This is a genomic window from Enterobacter sp. MGH85, from assembly GCF_001037655.1.
In the GTDB taxonomy this organism is placed as follows: Bacteria; Pseudomonadota; Gammaproteobacteria; order Enterobacterales; family Enterobacteriaceae; genus Enterobacter; species Enterobacter intestinihominis.
Genome location: NZ_KQ089925.1, coordinates 1600975 through 1620214 on the forward strand (window position 1 = coordinate 1600975; position 19240 = coordinate 1620214).

Genomic DNA, 19240 nt, shown 5'->3' on the forward strand with positions numbered 1-19240 from the left:
TGCCCGGTGGCGCTGCGCTTACCGGGCCTACGCTCAACATGTAGGCCGGGTAAGGCGAAGCCGCCACCCGGCAAGTCTTATTCAATAAAAATATGCGGGTAGAAACGCGACAGATCCTGCGTAATCAGCGCGCGATCTTCGCGAATACCAATCCCGGCAGGCTGATCGTTAATAAGCCAGCTGCCGATCAGCGTATAGCTGTCGCCAAACTTCGGCAGTTGATAAAACGCCTGGACGATCATCCCTTCCTCACCGTACGGCCCTTCAACCGCTTCCAGCGTTTTACCGTTTTCGATAATCGAGACGTTCGCGCCTTCACGGGAGAAGATTGGCTTAACGACGTATTTCTCCATCGGCGGGAAATCATCTTCGGCAAAGTAAGCAGGCAGCAGGTTCGGGTGGTTCGGGAACATCTCCCACAGCATTGGCAGCAGGGCTTTATTGGAGATAATGCTCTTCCAGGCTGGTTCCAGCCAGCGCACACCGGCGTCTTCCAGCTTGGTAGAAAACATTTCGCGCAGCATGTATTCCCACGGGTAGAGCTTGAACAGGTTGCTGATCACCTGATCCTGCGTGTCCGTAAACTGACCTTTTTCACCTAAACCGATCTCTTCGATATAGAGGAATTCCGTCGCCACTTCCGCTTCGGCTGCGCAGTCCTGCAAATACTGAACCGTACCGCGATCTTCTTCGGTATCGCGACAGCAGGCGAGGTGCAACAGGTTGAAACCGTGCTGTTCACGCAGTTCGGCGAAACGCTCAATCAGTTTTTCCTGAAGGCTGTTGAACTGGTCGCTGCCTTCCGGCAAGTTTCCGGCATTCGCCTGATCTTCCAGCCAGATCCACTGGAAGAACGCGGCTTCGTACAGGGAGGTTGGCGTATCTGCGTTGTTTTCTAAAAGCTTCGGTTCACCCACGCCATCCCATGCCAAATCGAGGCGAGAGTAGAGAGAAGGCTGGTTCGTTTTCCAGGACTGACGAACAAAGCTCCAGGTGTGCTTCGGAATGCGGAATTTGGTCATCAGCTCATCGCTGTCGATGACTTTCTCTACCACCTTCAGGCACATCTGGTGCAGTTCTGCGGTCACCTCTTCAAGCTTTTCGACCTGCGCGAGCGTGAGCTTATAGTAAGCGTCTTCACACCAGTACGGCTCGCCGTACATGGTGTGAAAGTTGAAACCGTATTCGGTGGCTTTTTCGCGCCAGTCCGGGCGCTCGACAATACTGACTCGTTCCATGATCAGCCGCCCATTGAGCGAGTCGAAGAGCCGGTCGCACTACGCTGCATGGTGGTTTGTTTCGCCACAGACTCACCGAAGCCGCCACGGGTAATGGTGCTGGTAGTGGCTGGTTTCGGTGCCATCGCGGTTTTCGGTACGGTCATCGTACGGCCAGGCGTTGCAGCACCGTAACCCTTGCCGGTGGCATCGGTGTATTTACCGTACGCCGGGCTGTTTGGGTTTTTAGAACTAAACAGCGGTTGCTGCTGGTAGCCCGCGCCGCCGCTCATCAGACGGCCCATCATATAACCCGCCATCAGAGGCATCCAGAAGCTACCGCTGGACTGTGCCTGCGCCTGGTTTTCCGGCGCCATACCTGCCTGAGCAGGAGCCTGCTGGCACTGGCCTTCGCCGAATTCGGCTACACAGTCTTCGCGTGAGGCATATTTCGGCGCGGTACGTTCTGCCTCTTTCAGGGCGTTGTTATAGGCCGTCGTACACTCGGCGGCTTTACCGGTTGCGCTCGCACAATCGTCAGCGTTTTGATAGAGCGACACCGTTTCGTCGCTTTGCTCACAGCCTGCCAGCATAAAGACGGCGGTGACCGCCAGCGCGACAGGTGTCAGGTGGCGTGCGTTCCAGCTTTTGCGGAACGACGCGTGATTCATCGTTTTTGTCCGTTTCATATTTGTCTTCCAGGACCCAGGGGTATTAACGCTCAGGATAGAGGATGAGTGGTTGAAAATGAAGCGAAGAGGGGCGAAATCCGGGGGATCTTTACGTTGGCTTACGTTCGGGAGGGATTAATGTGCTCCCTCTCCCTGTGGGCTGAGGGATCCCCAGTAATTTTTTTATGCAGAAGCAATAAAGTTGCTTTCTAAATGACTGAGGGCTGTCAGCGATGCCCTGGTCCGGCTGTAAATCGCTGAGGCGTTTCCTGCAGGCCGGGGCGAGGCGCAGGGATGCGCCGAGAGGGCGGCTTTACAGGGACGTTGCCTCCGCCCGTACCCGATAAGCCGGAAGGAATAAGCCGAGGGCACCGCGAAGCGGCGATTTACCGCCGGGAGCCCGGGTCGCCAGGGTGGTGGCGACTGAGCCACCCTGGCACGTTCACCGGTCATGTCGTTACAGAGTAGCAAGGAACATAAAGTGAACGGAATGACCACCACCGCCGTATGTTCCCCTCACCCTAACCCTCTCCCCGGAGGGGCGAGGGGATTGCTCAGTGCTCGCATTAATTTGTGGGGAACCCTCAGCCCTGTGGGAGAGGGCTGGGGTGAGGGCATCAGGCCGCATTGGGCCTGATGACACACTTAGTTACGGAACGGATTCGTGCCGCTGCTCGCAGGTGAGGTGCTGCGCGCTGCCGCTGGCTGTGCAGCCGGGGCGCTGCCGTTAGCGTTGAAGTTATCAACCGCGGCATCCTGCTCTGGATTTTCCGGCGCCACGCTGTCAGGCGACGTGGATACCGGTTTACCCAGCGTACTGTTCAGCATTTGCAGATCCTGCTCGTTCAGCGTACCCAGCGCCTGCTTGATGTTCAGCTGGTTAATCAGGTACTGGTAACGTGCGCTGGAAAGCTGCTGTTTCGCGTTATACAGCGTGGTCGTTGCGTCTAACACGTCAACGATGGTACGCGTACCGACGGAGTAGCCTGCTTCCATCGCGTCCAGAGAGCTTTGCGCAGAGACAACGGCCTGTTTGTAAGCGTTGATGCTACTGATAGAGGCATTGACGTTGTTAAAGGAAGAACGCACGGTCTGCACCACGTTGCGGTGCGCGCTTTCCAGCTGCTCGCTGGCACCCACAAAGTTGTATTGCGCCTGTTTCACCTGAGAGTTAACCATCCCGCCCTGGTACAGCGGCAGAGAGAAGCTAAGGCCCACTTTGTTCTGGCCAACGTTGCTGTCGTCATAGGCCTGAGACGTCGTTTTAGACCCGCTGTAGCTGGTATCCGATACGCCGGTAGAGGCGCTCAGGCTCAGGGTTGGCAGGTGACCATCCTGTGCAAGGCGGATCTGCTCGCGTGCCAGATCCTGGCTCAGGCGCGCCTGCAATAAGGTCAGGTTACGGTTTTCCGCTTCTTTCAGCAGAGCATTAACCGCCTGTGGTTTATCCGTTTTGAAACTGTCCACGTTCAGAGAGGCCAGCTCAGGATAGTAGTTACCGGTGACCTGACGCAGTGCTTCCAGTGCGTTGTCGAGGTTGTTACGTGCGGTCACTTCGTTAGCCAGTACGGTATCGTACTGTGAACGGGCGTTCTGCACGTCAGTGATCGCAACCAGACCCACATTAAAACGCTGGGTGGTTTGATCTAACTGACGGTAAATCGCCTGTTTCTGCGCTTCGGTATAGGAGAGCGCGTCAATCGCGCTCAGTACCTGGAAATAGGCGGTCGCGGTATTCAGGATCAGCGTCTGCTGATCGGTCTGATAGGTGACATCCTGAATGCCTGCGCTCTTTTCCTGCAAACTCAGTTCACGCCATTTGGACATGTCGAACAGGGTCTGTGTAAGCTGTAAAGAGGCGCTGGTGGCATTCGAGTCGATGCCATTGTTATCGCGAAAACCGTTAGTGTAGGTATAATCTGCACCTAAGCCTAACTGCGGCAGCAGTGGACTACGTGCTTCGTTAATCTTTTCAAACGCAGCATCACGATCGGCCGCTGATTTACGTAAATCAGGGTTGCCCAGACGTGCCTGCTGGTAGACCTGTAACAGGTTCTCTGCCTGGCTCATTGCACTGAAGCCCGTCAGGCTCAGGCCGATAAGGATGGGGAGCAATTTCTTCATTTGCATTCCTTGTTGTGAAGCAGTATTAGCGCTGATCTAATTAAAAATAATTGCCGATTCTAACAGAATCATCCACACCAAAAGGTTGGCGTAACGTGCCATCTGGCGGTAATTTGCTCCAATCTACCATATAGCCATACAAACGGCAGCCAAACAGCCTTGAAATTCACAATTTCATCACCATTGCTACCAGGACTCGACCGATGCAAAAACCAGAAAACGTGCCTGTCACCTTCGCCAAAAACGATGTAGAAATTATTGCACGAGAAACGCTTTATAGCGGTTTTTTTTCAATGGAACTTTACCGTTTCAGGCATCGCCTGTTTAACGGTGAAATGAGCGGTGAAATCAAACGCGAAATTTTTGAGCGCGGGCATGCGGCAGTCTTGCTACCCTTTGACCCAGTGCGTGATGAAGTCGTGCTGGTCGAGCAGGTCCGTATTGCGGCGTATGATACCAGCGAAACGCCGTGGTTGCTGGAGATGGTGGCCGGGATGATCGAGGAGGGTGAGTCGGTCGAAGACGTCGCTCGCCGTGAGGCGCTGGAAGAGGCAGGCCTGGCGATCGGTCGGACGAAACCGGTGTTGAGCTACCTGGCAAGTCCGGGGGGAACAACGGAACGCTCATCTATTATGGTGGGCGAAGTGGACGCCACGACAGCGAAAGGGATCCACGGTCTGGCAGATGAAAACGAAGATATTCGGGTTCATGTGGTGAGTCGGGAGCAGGCTTACCAATGGGTAGAAGAGGGTTTAATCGACAACGCAGCGTCTGTCATCGCCTTGCAATGGCTGCAACTGCATCATCAGAATTTACGAAACGAGTGGAAAAAATGAAGCGCTATACACCTGACTTCCCAGAAATGATGCGCCTGTGCGAAACCAATTTCGCCCAGCTGCGCCGCCTGCTGCCGCGAAACGACGCGCCCGGCGAAACGGTAAGCTATCAGGTGAGCAACGCGCAGTATCGGTTAACGATAACAGAATCAACGCGCTACACTACGCTGGTGGAGATTGAGCAAACGGCGCCGAGCATCAGCTACTGGAGCCTGCCGTCAATGACGGTACGTCTTTATCATGATGCGATGGTCGCTGAAGTGTGTTCAAGCCAGCAGATCTTTCGCTTCAAAGCGCGGTATGATTATCCGAATAAAAAGTTGCATCAACGCGACGAAAAGCATCAAATTAACCAGTTTTTAGCCGACTGGCTAAGATATTGTTTAGCACATGGAGCAATGGCGATTCCGGTTTGTTAGCGTCATAAACCTACCTAAGGACACCATTTGGAAAGCCTGTTGAACCTGACTGTTGCTGGTGGGGCGCCAGTCAGGATATTACAAATCACCGACACCCACCTTTTTGCCGAAAAGCATGAGACGCTTCTGGGCGTGAACACCTGGGAGAGTTATCAGGCGGTTCTTGACGCGATCCATGCTGAAAAGCGGCCATGCGATCTGATCGTCGCGACAGGCGATCTGGCGCAGGATCAATCCTCCGCAGCCTATCAGCATTTCGCCGAAGGAATTGCGAGCTTTAGTGTGCCTTGCGTCTGGCTACCGGGCAATCACGATTTTCAGCCCGCCATGTACAGTTCGCTTCAGGAGGCGGGGATTTCGCCGGCAAAATGTGTCTTTACGGGGGACAAGTGGCAAATTCTGCTCCTCGACAGTCAGGTGTTTGGCGTTCCGCACGGTGAGTTGAGCGACTATCAGCTTGACTGGCTGGAGACAAAACTGGCCGCCGAACCGAATCGTAATACGCTGCTGTTACTGCATCATCATCCGCTGCCGGCGGGCTGTAGCTGGCTTGATCAGCACAGCTTACGCAACTCTGCGGCGCTGGATAGCGTGCTGGCGAAATTCCCGCGCGTGAAAAATTTGCTGTGTGGGCACATTCACCAGGAACAGGATCTCGACTGGAACGGTCGCCGCCTGCTCGCGACGCCGTCCACCTGCGTGCAGTTCAAGCCCCATTGCGCTAACTTCACGCTGGACACCATCGCACCGGGCTGGCGCTGGCTGGACCTGCATGCCGACGGCTCGCTGACCACCGAAGTGTGCCGTCTGGCTGGCGCGCAGTTCCGCCCGGATACCGCTTCAGAAGGCTATTGATGTCGACGCTCCTCTATCTGCACGGGTTCAACAGTTCTCCGCGTTCCGCAAAGGCGACGCAGTTTCGCCAGTGGCTGAGCGAACATCATCCGCACGTGGAGATGATTATTCCGCAGCTGCCCCCTTATCCGGCGGACGCGGCAGAAATGCTGGAATCGATTGTGCTTGAACACGGCGGCGAATCGTTTGGCGTTGTCGGCTCGTCCCTCGGCGGCTACTACGCCACCTGGCTGTCGCAATGCTTTATGTTGCCCGCTGTCGTCGTTAACCCGGCGGTCCGGCCATTTGAGCTGTTAAGGGACTTTCTTGGCGAAAACGAGAACCCCTACACCGGCCAACAATATGTGCTAGAGTCACGCCATATTTACGATCTCAAAGTTATGCAGGTCGACCCGCTTGAAGCGCCCGATCTTATCTGGCTGCTGCAACAGACGGGAGATGAAGTGCTGGATTACCGCCAGGCAGTGGCGTATTACGCATCCTGCCGCCAGACTGTAGAAGAGGGCGGAAACCATGCTTTCACGGGCTTTGAAGATCATTTCACCCAGATTGTCGATTTTCTTGGACTGCACAGCCACTGACAATCAATGCGAATTGCTAGCTTAAATCATGACGCAAACCTATAACGCTGATGCCATTGAGGTACTCACCGGGCTTGAGCCGGTTCGCCGCCGCCCGGGGATGTACACCGATACGACGCGCCCAAACCACCTGGGCCAGGAAGTAATTGATAACAGTGTGGACGAAGCGCTGGCAGGTCATGCCAAACGCGTGGACGTTATCCTGCACGCCGATCAGTCGCTGGAAGTCATCGACGATGGCCGCGGCATGCCGGTGGATATTCACCCGGAAGAGGGGGTTCCTGCCGTTGAGCTGATCCTCTGCCGTCTGCATGCGGGCGGTAAGTTCTCCAACAAAAACTACCAGTTCTCTGGCGGCTTGCACGGCGTGGGGATCTCCGTGGTTAACGCCCTGTCAAAGCGCGTGGAAGTGAACGTCCGTCGCGACGGCCAGGTGTATAACATCGCGTTTGAAAACGGCGAAAAAGTGCAGGATTTGCAGGTCGTCGGGACGTGCGGTAAACGCAACACCGGCACCAGCGTCCATTTCTGGCCTGACGAAAGCTTCTTCGACAGCCCACGCTTTTCTGTTTCCCGCCTGACGCACCTGCTGAAAGCCAAAGCGGTGCTGTGCCCAGGTGTAGAAATCACCTTTAAAGATCACGTTAACAACACCGAACAGAGCTGGCGCTACGAAAAGGGTCTGAACGACTACCTGTGCGAAGCGGTTAACGGCCTGCCGACCCTGCCGGAAAAACCGTTCGTCGGGAATTTCGAAGGTGATACCGAGGCGGTGGACTGGGCGCTGCTGTGGCTACCTGAAGGCGGTGAGCTGCTGACGGAAAGCTACGTCAACCTGATCCCAACGCTGCTCGGGGGGACGCACGTCAACGGCCTGCGTCAGGGTCTGCTGGATGCGATGCGCGAGTTCTGCGAATACCGCAACATTCTGCCGCGCGGCGTGAAGCTTTCCGCAGAAGATATCTGGGACCGCTGCGCCTACGTGCTTTCCGTGAAAATGCAGGATCCGCAGTTTGCCGGTCAGACTAAAGAGCGCCTGTCGTCACGCCAGTGTGCGGCGTTTGTTTCCGGCGTGGTGAAAGATGCGTTTACCCTGTGGCTGAACCAGAACGTTCAGGCCGCAGAAATGCTGGCTGAAATGGCGATCTCCAGCGCCCAGCGTCGTCTGCGCGCGGCGAAGAAAGTGGTGCGTAAAAAACTGACCAGCGGCCCCGCGCTGCCGGGCAAGCTGGCGGATTGTACCGCGCAGGATCTCAACCGCACCGAGCTGTTCCTGGTGGAAGGGGACTCGGCGGGCGGATCGGCCAAGCAGGCGCGCGATCGTGAGTATCAGGCGATCATGCCGCTCAAGGGTAAGATCCTCAACACCTGGGAAGTCTCGTCTGATGAAGTGCTGGCCTCGCAGGAAGTACACGACATCTCCGTGGCGATCGGCATCGATCCGGACAGCGACGATCTGAGCCAGCTGCGCTACGGCAAGATCTGCATTCTCGCGGATGCGGACTCCGATGGTCTGCACATCGCCACGCTGCTGTGCGCGCTGTTCGTGAAGCACTTCCGCACGCTGGTGAAAAACGGTCACGTCCACGTGGCGCTGCCGCCGCTGTACCGTATCGACCTTGGCAAAGAAGTCTACTATGCGCTGACGGAAGAAGAGAAAGCGGGCGTGCTGGAACAGCTGAAGCGCAAGAAGGGCAAACCGAACGTGCAGCGCTTTAAAGGGCTGGGCGAGATGAACCCGATGCAGCTTCGCGAAACGACGTTGGATCCGAACACGCGCCGTCTGGTGCAGCTGACGATCAGCGACGAAGACGAACAGCAAACCAACGCCATGATGGATATGCTCCTTGCCAAGAAACGTTCGGAAGACCGACGTAACTGGCTGCAGGAGAAAGGCGATATGGCGGATATTGAGGCCTGATGCTGAAAAAGCCCTGCGATGCAGGGCTTTTTTTTGCCCGGTGGCGCTGCGCTTACCGGGCCTACGATCGATCCCCTCGCCCCTCTGGGGAGAGGGTTAGGGTGAGGGGAACGCCTCGCACTGACGTCAAAACTCCATCTTCACCGTAAACTGCACTTCACGCGGGTCGCCAATCTGGTTGCCCAGGTTATTGGTCGCAATCGACGACGTGTAGTAGGTCTTATCAAACAGGTTTTTCACGTTCACCTGTAGCGTCACCGGATATTGCAGCTTCATTTTGTACGCCGCAAATGCATCCGCCACGAAATAGCCCGGCAGATAATAATCCGCACCGTTAGTCGCTGAACGACGGCTCACGCCGTGCCCGCCGCCGCCAATTGTCAGCGTATTCCCGGCAAACGCATTGTGAATATCGTACGTCAGGAACAGGGAGCCGGTATGGCGCGGCACGTTCGGCAGCGGTTTGCCCGCGTAGTCCGGGTCTTCCAGCACTTTCGCATCGGTATAGCCGTAGCTGGCGATAATGTTGGTGTTCTCGGTCAGCGATCCGGCGAGATCCACTTCGACACCCTGCGAGCGCACGCGGCCCGCGGTTTTGGCGACGGTTTCATCACCGATGCTCTCGGTGTACAGCACGTTGCGCTTGTGGATATCAAACAGCGCGATGTTGGCAGTAATCCCGTCGAACAGGTCGAATTTAGCGCCTATTTCATACGCGTTCGACGTTTCCGGCGGCAGGTCGCCGATGTAGCTCGCAATGGACGACTGCGGCATAAACGTCTGGGAATAGTTAGCAAACAGGGAGACTGCCGGCGTGAGCTTGTATACCAGGCCCAGCTTCGGCGTCCACTGGTCGTCGCGGCTGTCGGTGTTGACGTTAAACGGACGGCCTTTGCCCGCGTACTGGGTGTAATACTGGTAGCGCAGCCCGGCAACGGCGATCCATTTATCGGTCAGGTACAGCGCGTCCTGCGCGTAAGCGGAGTAGCTCTCCTGCTTGATGGTTTGATCGCTGTCGGATGCCGAGACGGTGGTGCACTTGCCGAGGCTGCCATAGCTCGGGTTGTAAATATTGAAATCCTTAACGTTCTTACAACGGATCATGTCCGTACGCAGCAGATCGTAATTCTCATACGACACGCCGGTCAGGATCTCATTGTAAAAGCCCGCGATGTCCACGTTCCCCTGCAAATCTGCCCGCGTTGTGTGCATACGCTGGGTCGAACCCTGGGTCGCATCCACGCGGCGGGTCAGGTTGCCGGTTTTTGAATCGTAGGCCATCACGCGAGCCTGGTTATCGCTGTACTTATCCTGGCTGTAGCTGTAGTCGAACTTCGCGGTCCACTGGCTGTTAAGGCGATACTCCGCATTAAGCTGAGCGAGGTCGGACTGACCGTCGGTCACGTTAAATGGCTCATCAAAGCGGGTTTTGCGATCGACGTCGACGGCCTTTTTGGTGTTGAGATCGAAGATCGTTCCGCGATCGAACGGCGTTTTATAGTCGCGATGCGAATAGAGCACGGTCACGGTGGCATCATCGCCGAACCAGGTCAAAGACGGGGCGATAAAGGTGCTGCGTTCGGTGCCGAAATTACGCCAGTAATCCTCGTCCTGATACTCCCCCGTCAGGCGATAGGCCAGACGCGTACCTTCAATCGGACCGGTGACGTCAAACTGTCCGGTACCGCCGCCAAAGCTGGTTGATGTGGCAGAAATCGAGCCGCCGAAGGTTTTCTCCGGGCGTTTGGTCACCACGTTAATCAGGCCGCCGGGGTCGAGAATACCGTAAAGGGTCGAGGCCGGGCCTTTTAGCACCTCCACGCGCTCGGTTGCGGCATTGAAGCTGCGCGGCAGCACGGTGCGCAGGCCGTTGGTCATGATCGAGCCATCGCGGTTTGCGCCGAAGCCACGGCGCACGAAGGCATCCTGCGTGCCGCCCAGGGTGTTGGTCTGCACCACGTTGCTGACGTTATACAGCGCCTCGTCGAGCGTGGTCGCGTTTTGGTCTTCCAGCACTTTATCGCTGACGGTATTGACCACCTGCGGGATGTCCAGCATCGGCATGTTGGTCAGCGTGGCGGTGGAGGTGTTCAGGGGCTGATAGCCGCTGGTGGCGTCGGTGGAAGCGTAAGGGTCGGCAGTGACGGTAAGCGTCTCACCGTCTTTTGCTGCTGCGTGCACCAGAGGCGCCATGAACAGGAGTGAAAAGAGCGCGCGCCCTTTTACCCCGGCGAATGAAGGTGTGAACTTAGCCATTACATCTGTTTTCCCAAAATATCCTGCGATGAAATGCTCGCGGAAGAATGTGTGAGTCATTGCCCTTACGGTCTGTCCGTTAGCCTCTACGGCATCGGACTTGTAATTGAGAATCATTCAAGCATGAGGGAATGTAGTAGTAAATGGAATAAATAAAAATTTCGCTACAGAGGTTTCTCTCTGGCTAATACGCGTTGATTTCCTGTTTAAGGCATTGAAAATAATTGATAAAAAGGAATTTCGATTTGTGAATCGATGCTCAGTTATCCCTGGGGTTTACAGGGTATATCTTCGCTTGACTACTACATGGCGCGGCGGCAAACTCACAAAAGAGAATGAGTTTTATTTTTATTTGTTGGTTTTTTTTCTTACGTTGGCGTTCACGTGGCTCACTACATCAAAAAGCCGGGACTGGTTCTTGAGAACCTCTCCGCGGGTTACCAGAAAAAAATCATCGTTGATGATATCTCCCTTGCGATCCCCCAGCAGAAAATGACTGTTCTGGTGGGCGCAAACGGCTGCGGAAAATCGACGCTGTTAAGTACCCTCGCGCGACTGCTTCAGCCGCTCGGCGGCAGCGCGGTGCTGGACGGCAAAGCCATCCACTCGCAGCCAACCAAAGCGGTCGCCCGCCAGCTCGGGATCCTCCCGCAGTCTCCGCTGCTTCCAGAAGGGTTAACCGTATTTGAGCTGGTCTCGCGCGGACGTTTCCCCTGGCAGAACGTGATGCGCCAGTGGAGCGAAGAAGACGAGCGGGCCGTGGAAGAGGCGTTACGCCTGACCGGAACGGCAGAGTTTGCCCATCATCTGGTTGAAAGCCTGTCCGGCGGCCAGCGCCAGCGCTGCTGGATCGCCATGGTGCTGGCGCAGCAAACGCCCTACATCCTGCTGGATGAACCCACGACGTACCTCGATCTTCGCTACCAGGTAGAGATCCTCGAACTGCTGCACACGCTGACGCGCCGGCACGGGCGCACCGTGGTGGTGGTTCTGCACGATCTCAACTTCGCCGTGAACTACGGTGATTCGCTGGTCTTTTTACGTCAGGGAAAGGTTGAGGGGGTACTGCATGAGGGCGACGCCTGCACGCCGGAGCTGATCAAAGCGGTGTTTGATGTCGACGTGCATATGTCGGTTAACCCGCTGACCGGCAAGCCGTTCTTTATGCCGTTCCGTCAGGCTGTCGACAAACCATGATGCGCACGTCTGTGGCCTTTATTCTCTTTACGCTGCTGCTTCTGGCAGGCGCGATTGCGCACCTGAGCATCGGGGCGCGCGTTATCGCCCCCCGGACGGTAGTAGACGCATTTTTCCACTTCGACCCGCGCAATTTTGAGCATAGCGTGATCGTCAGGCTGCGCTTGATGCGGCTGTGCGCCGCCCTGGTGACGGGCGCGGCGCTCGGCGTCGCGGGCGTGCTGCTGCAGTCAGTGATCCGCAACCCGCTCGGCGAGCCGCATATCCTGGGGCTAAATGCAGGGGCGGCGCTGGCGGTGGTGCTGACGAGTGCCCTCGGGCTGTCGCTGCCGTTTGGCCGCCCTCTGATAGCCGCAGCCGGCGCCGCCGCGCTCTTTTTGCTGGTGCTAACGTTCTCCTCATCCGGGCGTACCGGTCTCACGCCGATGAAGGTCACGCTGTGCGGCGTGGCGATGTCGGCATTTGCCTCATCGATAACCGCCACGGTGTTGATTCTGGATGAACAGACGCTGCTGGCCATGCGGACCTGGCTTGCGGGGGATGTGGCGGGAGTCATCGGCGAGACGACCGCTAGCGCCGCGGGGGCCGCTGCCGTGGGTTTTGCGCTGGCGCTCTGGCTGTCGCCGTCGCTGAACATGCTGGCGCTGGGGGACAGAATGGCGCAGGGGCTTGGCGTGTCACTGCTGAAAACGCGCCTGCTCGCGCTGCTGGCCATCGCCCTGCTGTGCGGCGCGGCGGTTTCAGTTGCCGGACCGATCGGGTTTATCGGACTCGTGGTGCCGCAGCTGATTCGCCGTCTGGTATCGGTGGACCTGCGCGTGATGGTGCCGCTCTCAGCCCTCTGCGGGGCGCTGGTTCTGCTGATGGCGGATATCGCCGCCCGCACGCTGTTTACGCCGTATGAGCTGGCAACCGGCGTGATGACTGCGCTGGTCGGCGCGCCGGTCTTTATCCTTATGGCGTCAAGGATGTTCAAATGAACCGGGCTGGATTGAGGGCAGTACGATTTTCCTCCTTCTCGGCGCTGGTTCGCCCGAGGGCGCTGCTGTATCTGACCGTTTTAACCCTTGCCGTTTTACTGCTGCTAAGTTTTGGCCTGACGCACGGCTCGCTGCCCATTCCTGCTTCCGCCATCGGACGTGCGCTGTTTTATCCTGAACGTCTGACGGCGGATGCGCATTACATTGTGATGGATATCCGCCTGCCGCGCCTGCTGATGGCGGTGCTGTGCGGCGCGATGCTCGGCATGGCGGGGGCGGCCATGCAGTCCATTACCCGCAACGGCCTTGCTGACCCCGGACTTATCGGCGTGAAAGAGGGCTGTAGCGCGGCGGTGCTGCTGCTGATTTTTCAGTTTCCGGGATTGGGGCCGTACTGGCGTCCACTTATCGGCATGGCCGGTGGGCTGCTGACCGCGCTGCTGGTAGTGGCGCTGGCGCGTGATATCTCGCGCCCGCGATTCATCCTGATCGGCATCGGCGTGTCATGGGCGTTTGCCGCCGCGATGGGGGTCTTTATGACGACCGCCGACGTGCGCGACGTCCAGACGGCGATGCTGTGGCTGGCGGGGAGTCTGCATGCGGCAAGCTGGACGCTGGTCAGCATCGCTGCTGCCTGGACAGTGCCGGCGTTTGCGCTGCTGCTCTTTACCGCGCGCGCCGCAGACGTAGCCTTGCTCGGCAACCACATTGCGACGGGGCTGGGCGTGCGGACTTCACGCCTCGCGCTGCTGCGCGTGTTTGCCCCCGTGGTGCTCACCGCGGCCTGCGTCTCCTGCGTGGGGAGTATCGGCTTTGTCGGGCTGATTGCCCCGCACATGGCGCGCCTGCTGCTGCGCGGAGGGCAAACGGCACTGCTGACGGGAAGTGCCGTACTGGGCGCGCTGCTGGTGCTGCTGGCGGATAACGTCGGGCGGCTGGCATTTCTCCCGTTGCAGCTGCCGGCGGGAATTGTCATTTCACTGATTGGCGGACCGTTTTTCCTGCTGCTGCTCTGGCAGCGTCGGGATCGATTTTAGGGGATAGAAATGCGCGTATTTTTTGCAATGCTGGTGCTGGTGGGTTTTGCTGCAGGAGCCGCAGAGCCAACGCAGACGTTTACTGACGACCTGAACCGCAAAGTGGTGGTGCCGGTTAACCCGAAGCGGATTGTGTCCCTGCACGACCTGGATATCACCATTCCGCTGATCGAGCTTGGCGTACCGCCGGTTGCCAGCCATGGCCGTACCCGACCGGACGGCAGCCATTTTCTGCGCTCCAGCGGCATGCTGACGGGCATCGATTTTGATAATTCCGACATCACATTCATCGGCACCGCCGATATCGATATTGAAGCCATCGCCGCGGCGAAGCCGGATCTTATCATCACCGAGCCGACCCGCAACACGCCGGTCGAACAGCTGGAAAAAATTGCCCCGACGGTGAGTATCGATCACCTCGACGGCGGCGCGCCGGAGATCTACCGCAAGCTGGCGCAGCTTACCGGGACAGAGGCGCGGCTGAAGATTCTGGAGCGTCGCTATCAGGAGCAGATCGAGGCGCTAAAGGCGACCATCGATACGAGCAAACTGACCGTCTCGGTGATTCAGGCCAATCAGGGCAAAATCAACGCCATGCACAGCTACCACTCGCTTGGGCGCGTGCTGCGCGACGCAGGGTTCAGGTTCCCGCCGCTGATTGAGAGCATCCCGGAGGGCGGGCGCATCGACGTCAGCGCCGAGCGCCTGCCGGAGCTGGATGCTGATTTTGTCTTTGCAACCTGGCGCGGGGACACCGGCGGAAAACCGCAGGACGAGCTGGCGGCGATGGATGCGGTGATGCCGGGCTGGTGTCAGTTTCTCAACGCCTGCCGAACCGGGCATTACGTGCTCATCTCCCGCGAGGAAGCGATCTCAAATTCATTTGCCTCGCTGGGGCTGATGGCCGCGCAGGTGCAGTCGCAGATAGCGGGCCGTCCGCTGCCGGAGGCCGCACGATGATCCGAAAAATTGATGTCTACGGCGACCGCCTCCGCTCGCGGGCGCACCAGCTGACGCCGCGCCTGCTGCAGGTGGCGAGCTATATCAATGAAAATCGTGAAGCGGTTATGGAGCAGACGGCAATGGAGATTGCCGCTGTGCTACACACCTCGGACGCCACCGTGGTGCGTGCCATTCAGGCGCTTGGGTTTGGCGGGCTGCGGGATCTCAAGCAGACCCTGGAGCAGTGGTTTGGCCCGGTGGTCACCTCCAGCGAGAAGATGTCCACGACGGTAAACACGCTTACCAGCGACGTCGACGCGAGCATCGATTTTGTGCTGGAAGGCCATCAACACACCTGCGCGGTGTTGTCCGAACCGGGCAACCGCTACGCGATGGCGCAGGCGGTGTCGCTGCTGGCGCAGGCGAGACAGGTCGCTATTTTTGGCATTGGCGCATCCGGCATTCTGGCTGAGTACACCTCGCGACTGTTTAGCCGTATAGGCCTGCCTGCGATCCCGCTCAACCGCACCGGTATTGGCCTCGCCGAACAGCTGATTGCCCTACAGCGCGGTGACGTGCTGGTAATGATGGCGCAAAAATCCGCGCACCGGGAGGGACAGACCACGCTGCGCGAAGCGAAGCGCCTGGGTATTCCCACCATTTTGCTGACCAACGCCACGGACTCGCGCTTTAGCAAAGAGGCAAGCGTAGTGATCCACGTCCCGCGCGGCGGCGAGAAGGGCAAAATCCCGCTGCACGGCACGGTGCTGCTGTGCCTGGAGATGATTATTCTGTCCGTCGCCTCCACCGAGCCGCAGCGCACCATCAAGTCGATGAAGCGCATCAACGAGTTACACCGCGGATTAAAGCCGGGCAAGAAGAGCGGTTGATTTTCCCCCTCTCCCCGTGGGCTGAGGGATCCCCAGTAATTTTTTTATGCAGAAGCAATAAAGTTGCTTTCTAAATGACTGAGGGCTGTCAGCGATGCCCTGGTCCGGCTGTAAATCGCTGAGGCGTTTCCTGCAGGCCGGGGCGAGGCGCAGGGATGCGCCGAGAGGGCGGCTTTACAGGGACGTTGCCTCCGCCCGTACCCGATAAGCCGGAAGGAATGAGCCGAGGGCACCGCGAAGCGGCGATTTACCGCCGGGAGCCCGGGTCGCCAGGGTGGTGGCGACTGAGCCACCCTGGCACGTTCACCGGTCATGTCGTTACAGAGTAGCAAGGAACATAAAGTGAACGGAATGACCACCACCGCCGTATGTTCCCCTCACCCTAACCCTCTCCCCGGAGGGGCGAGGGGATTGCTCAGTGCTCGCATTAATTTGTGGGGAACCCTCAGCCCCATGGGTGAGGGCGTCAAACCGCACGATGGTTCTTCCGGTACTGCAGCGGCGTCTCGCCAATCCCTTTTTTAAACGCGCTGATAAACCACGTCACGTCGGAAAAACCCGTCTGTGCGGCAATGTCACGCACGCTCGAATCAGTGTGGAGTAAACACTCACACGCCTTACGCAACCTTAGCGTATTCAGGTAGTCGTGAATTTTTTCGCCCGTTTCCGCATGGAATTTTCGCGATACGTAGCTGCGGGATTTTCCCAGCTCATTGGCCAGCGCATCCAGACGAAATTTCTCCTGATAATGCTCGTCGAGCCAAAACATCACCTGGCTGGCGATCCCCTGGCTGTTTCCCGGCTCGCCGTCGCGATCGTCGGGCAGCATCGCGAACAGGCCTATCAGCAGGCTGGCGATGCTCTCGCCGTTCATCGGCGGTTTATAGCAGCTAAACAGATGGTCGATATGGTGATGGAAGTGGGCTAAATCGGCGACCCACGCTTCGCCGCCACGGCGTGACAGCCGCTCCAGACGCTGCCGGGTCTGGGGAAAATCCCGCAGGATCTTCAGCACCGCGTGCTGGTCGAGATGAATAATGGTGCGGCGGTAAATTGCCTCCGCCTGTTCGTCCACCATGACCTTGTGCAGCGTAAAAGGCGGGAAGAAAAACAGCCGTCCGGGGCGCATGGTGTAGTGACGATTATCGACAATCGCCACGCCAAAGCCCTCTTCCACATAGAGGATCTCCAGACACTGGTGCCAGTGATGGTAGCGCACGGTATTGGCAAACAGGCGGCTGAACGAGGCCACGGTATCGTTCAGGGCGATCAGTTCCAGAAGATCGGATGTCGGCGTGTCGCGCATAGTGCAATAGAACTCAACTTTTTCCCGTCTGACCGTCTTTATAAACCACCTTTTTAAATTTTCTCAACTGGAGGTTTATTCATCGTTCATGCCTGTGACACGGCTAACATTTCTGCCCCTTGCGGATTCACTATGCTTTGCCGCAGTTGATTACGAGGGCGAACCGATGTGGGCGGCAAACAAAGAAAAATCAAATCCGTTGTCTTCACGCCAGGAGGTAGTGGCGTCGTTGAATGCACTTTTACAGGCGCTGGACACGCAATTTCCGGCGAACCGTTCACGATTCTCGCTGGGTGATACCTGCGCCCATTACACAGCGGATATTGCGCAGATGGAGGGACTTTCCCGCGCGCTGTGGGGGCTGTTTCCGCTGATGGCATCCGGCGAAAGCACGCCGTTCAGCGAGAAGTACCTTACTGCCATTAAGCTTGGTACCGACCCGCAAAGCACCGGCTACTGGGGTGAAACCGGCCCGTACGATCAGCGTCTGGTGGAGATGGCGGCCTACGGTCTGGGGCTCGGTCTGCTGGGAGATAAACTCACCGCGCACTTTACCGGGCGCGAGGTGATTAACCTGCACGCGTGGCTCAACCAAATCACCGACGCGCAGATGCCGGACAGCAACTGGAACTATTTTGCCATTATGGTCCAGCTCGGCTTTAAGCGCGCCGGCCTGCCGTACGATCAAGCCGCCATTGACCACCGCTTTGCGCTGATGGACGCCTACTATCTCGGCGACGGCTGGTACTCCGACGGTCCTGGCCGCCCGAAAGACTATTACATCTCCATGGCTTTCCATTTTTACGGCCTGATTTACGCCACCCTGAGTGACGACGAGGCGAGGGCGAAGGTGCTGCGCGAGCGCTCGCGTCTGTTCGCGGAAGACTTTATCTACTGGTCCGCCGCCGATGGTGCCTCGGTGCCGTTTGGCCGCAGCCTGACCTACCGCTTTGCCATGGTTGCCTTCTGGAGCGCGGTGGCCTTTTCTCAGCTGGACGTCTTCACCCCGGGTATCGTGAAGGGCATTGTGCTGCGGCATCTGCGCTGGTGGCAGCAGCAGTCGATTGTCGATCGCGACGGTATTCTTACCCTGGGGTTTGCGTATCCGAACCTGGCGATGTGCGAGGATTACAACTCCCCCGGTTCACCGTACTGGGCGCTGAAAACCTACCTGATCCTGGCGCTGCCGGAGGCGCATCCGTTCTGGCAGGCCGACGAGCAGCCGCTGCCCGCGCTTGCTGAAAAACATGTGATCCCGCATGCGCAGCAGATCCTGATGCATTCGAAAGCTTCGCAGCACGTCGTCATGCTCACGGCTGGTCAGCTGGAGCTGAATAACTACGTTAACACCGAAGCGAAATACACCAAATTTGCCTACTCCAGCCGCTTCGGATTCACCATTGAGCGTGGACGATTTGGCCTGAAGCATGCCGCCTGCGATTCCATGCTGCTGCTGGCGGACGAAGATGACTATTTCCGCGGTCGTCGCGAGTGCGAAGAGGTTCGGGTGGATGAACATTACATTTTCTCGCGCTGGTCGCCGTGGCGCGACGTGCAGATTGCGACCTGGCAGATCCCGTTCGGGGAGTGGCACCTGCGCCTGCACCGCATCAACAGCGCGCGCACTCTGCAAACCGTCGAGGGCGGCTTTGCGGTGATGAAAACCGCCCACCAGGTGCGCGATCGCGGTTGTTATCTGATGGCTGAAAACGGCAGCAGCGTCATTGTCGATCTTTCGCCGGTCATTCACCGCCAGCCAGACAGCATCGTCACGCCGCCGAACAGCAGCATTATGTTTGCGGAGTGCGCTTCCATTCCGTTGTTAAAGGCCGACCTCCCGCAAGGGGAAAGCTGGCTCTGTTGCGCCGTTCTGGCTGGCGGAAAACAGCCCGTTGCGGCGACGCCGCAGCTGAATATAACCCATAGCCGGGTCGTCATTAGCGAACCCGGAAGCGAACGTAAGCTGTCGTTCACATTATAAAAATCTGGCCCTACACCCCGGCGAGGA

The 19240-nt window shown here is 57.7% G+C and carries 16 protein-coding genes; 11 read left to right on the forward strand and 5 right to left on the reverse strand.

Annotation, left to right across the window (positions count from 1 at the left end; translation table 11 throughout):
- Positions 1–77 precede the first annotated feature (77 nt).
- From SK51_RS07560 to tolC, 3 genes are all read right to left on the reverse strand, one after another.
- Positions 78–1238: a glutathionylspermidine synthase family protein gene (locus SK51_RS07560; RefSeq protein WP_022649428.1), complete on the reverse strand. Its 1161-nt coding sequence runs from the start codon at positions 1236–1238 to the stop codon at positions 78–80.
- A 2-nt stretch (positions 1239–1240) separates the two neighbouring features.
- Positions 1241–1906, reverse strand: a complete 666-nt coding sequence (locus SK51_RS07565; RefSeq protein WP_006811983.1) for a DUF1190 family protein — start codon at positions 1904–1906, stop codon at positions 1241–1243.
- 627 nt (positions 1907–2533) lie between these two features.
- On the reverse strand, positions 2534–4012 hold the full coding sequence (tolC, locus tag SK51_RS07570; RefSeq protein ID WP_023306968.1) for an outer membrane channel protein TolC: 1479 nt from the start codon (positions 4010–4012) through the stop codon (positions 2534–2536).
- A 203-nt stretch (positions 4013–4215) separates the two neighbouring features.
- Here tolC and nudF point away from each other — a divergent pair, with 203 nt between their 5' ends.
- From nudF to parE, 5 genes are read left to right on the forward strand one after another with little or no spacing between them, the layout of a single operon-like run.
- Positions 4216–4848 carry an ADP-ribose diphosphatase gene (nudF, locus tag SK51_RS07575; protein WP_022649425.1) on the forward strand — a complete coding sequence of 211 codons (633 nt, stop codon included), beginning with the start codon at positions 4216–4218 and terminating at the stop codon, positions 4846–4848.
- The gene (locus SK51_RS07580) at positions 4845–5267 is read left to right on the forward strand and encodes a DUF1249 family protein (protein ID WP_003862516.1); all 423 of its coding nucleotides are present in this window, start codon (positions 4845–4847) and stop codon (positions 5265–5267) included. Before nudF ends, SK51_RS07580 begins: the two co-directional genes overlap by 4 nt.
- 27 nt (positions 5268–5294) lie before the next feature.
- Complete coding sequence (cpdA, locus tag SK51_RS07585) at positions 5295–6122, forward strand: 3',5'-cyclic-AMP phosphodiesterase (protein ID WP_032676514.1); 828 nt, start codon at positions 5295–5297, stop codon at positions 6120–6122.
- Complete coding sequence (gene yqiA, locus SK51_RS07590) at positions 6122–6703, forward strand: esterase YqiA (protein WP_023306967.1); 582 nt, start codon at positions 6122–6124, stop codon at positions 6701–6703. The genes cpdA and yqiA overlap by 1 nt, the downstream gene beginning before the upstream one ends.
- Positions 6704–6731: 28 nt before the next feature.
- On the forward strand, positions 6732–8624 hold the full coding sequence (gene parE, locus SK51_RS07595) for a DNA topoisomerase IV subunit B (protein WP_023306966.1): 1893 nt from the start codon (positions 6732–6734) through the stop codon (positions 8622–8624).
- Between the two features lie 126 nt (positions 8625–8750).
- Here parE and SK51_RS07600 read toward each other — a convergent pair whose 3' ends face one another.
- Positions 8751–10880, reverse strand: coding sequence for a TonB-dependent siderophore receptor (locus SK51_RS07600; protein ID WP_032671488.1), 2130 nt, complete (start codon positions 10878–10880; stop codon positions 8751–8753).
- Between the two features lie 384 nt (positions 10881–11264).
- Here SK51_RS07600 and SK51_RS07605 point away from each other — a divergent pair, with 384 nt between their 5' ends.
- The 5 genes from SK51_RS07605 to SK51_RS07625 are packed head-to-tail and all read left to right on the forward strand — an operon-like array spanning position 11265 to position 15926.
- The gene (locus tag SK51_RS07605; protein WP_023306964.1) at positions 11265–12077 is read left to right on the forward strand and encodes an ABC transporter ATP-binding protein; all 813 of its coding nucleotides are present in this window, start codon (positions 11265–11267) and stop codon (positions 12075–12077) included.
- Positions 12074–13057 carry a FecCD family ABC transporter permease gene (locus SK51_RS07610; RefSeq protein WP_022649420.1) on the forward strand — a complete coding sequence of 328 codons (984 nt, stop codon included), beginning with the start codon at positions 12074–12076 and terminating at the stop codon, positions 13055–13057. The genes SK51_RS07605 and SK51_RS07610 overlap by 4 nt, the downstream gene beginning before the upstream one ends.
- A complete protein-coding gene (locus SK51_RS07615) occupies positions 13054–14094 on the forward strand; it encodes a FecCD family ABC transporter permease (protein ID WP_023306963.1) in 1041 nt (346 codons plus the stop codon). The genes SK51_RS07610 and SK51_RS07615 overlap by 4 nt, the downstream gene beginning before the upstream one ends.
- A gap of 9 nt (positions 14095–14103) precedes the next feature.
- Positions 14104–15054, forward strand: coding sequence for an iron-siderophore ABC transporter substrate-binding protein (locus SK51_RS07620; protein ID WP_023306962.1), 951 nt, complete (start codon positions 14104–14106; stop codon positions 15052–15054).
- Positions 15051–15926, forward strand: coding sequence for a MurR/RpiR family transcriptional regulator (locus SK51_RS07625; RefSeq protein ID WP_015571883.1), 876 nt, complete (start codon positions 15051–15053; stop codon positions 15924–15926). The genes SK51_RS07620 and SK51_RS07625 overlap by 4 nt, the downstream gene beginning before the upstream one ends.
- Positions 15927–16392: 466 nt before the next feature.
- Here SK51_RS07625 and SK51_RS07630 read toward each other — a convergent pair whose 3' ends face one another.
- Positions 16393–17232 (reverse strand): AraC family transcriptional regulator, encoded by an 840-nt coding sequence (locus tag SK51_RS07630; RefSeq protein ID WP_022649417.1) that lies wholly within the window; start codon positions 17230–17232, stop codon positions 16393–16395.
- Positions 17233–17398: 166 nt separating this feature from the next.
- On the opposite strand from SK51_RS07630, the gene SK51_RS07635 reads away from it, so the two are divergent.
- Positions 17399–19213, forward strand: a complete 1815-nt coding sequence (locus SK51_RS07635; RefSeq protein ID WP_023306960.1) for a DUF2264 domain-containing protein — start codon at positions 17399–17401, stop codon at positions 19211–19213.
- Positions 19214–19240 lie beyond the last annotated feature (27 nt).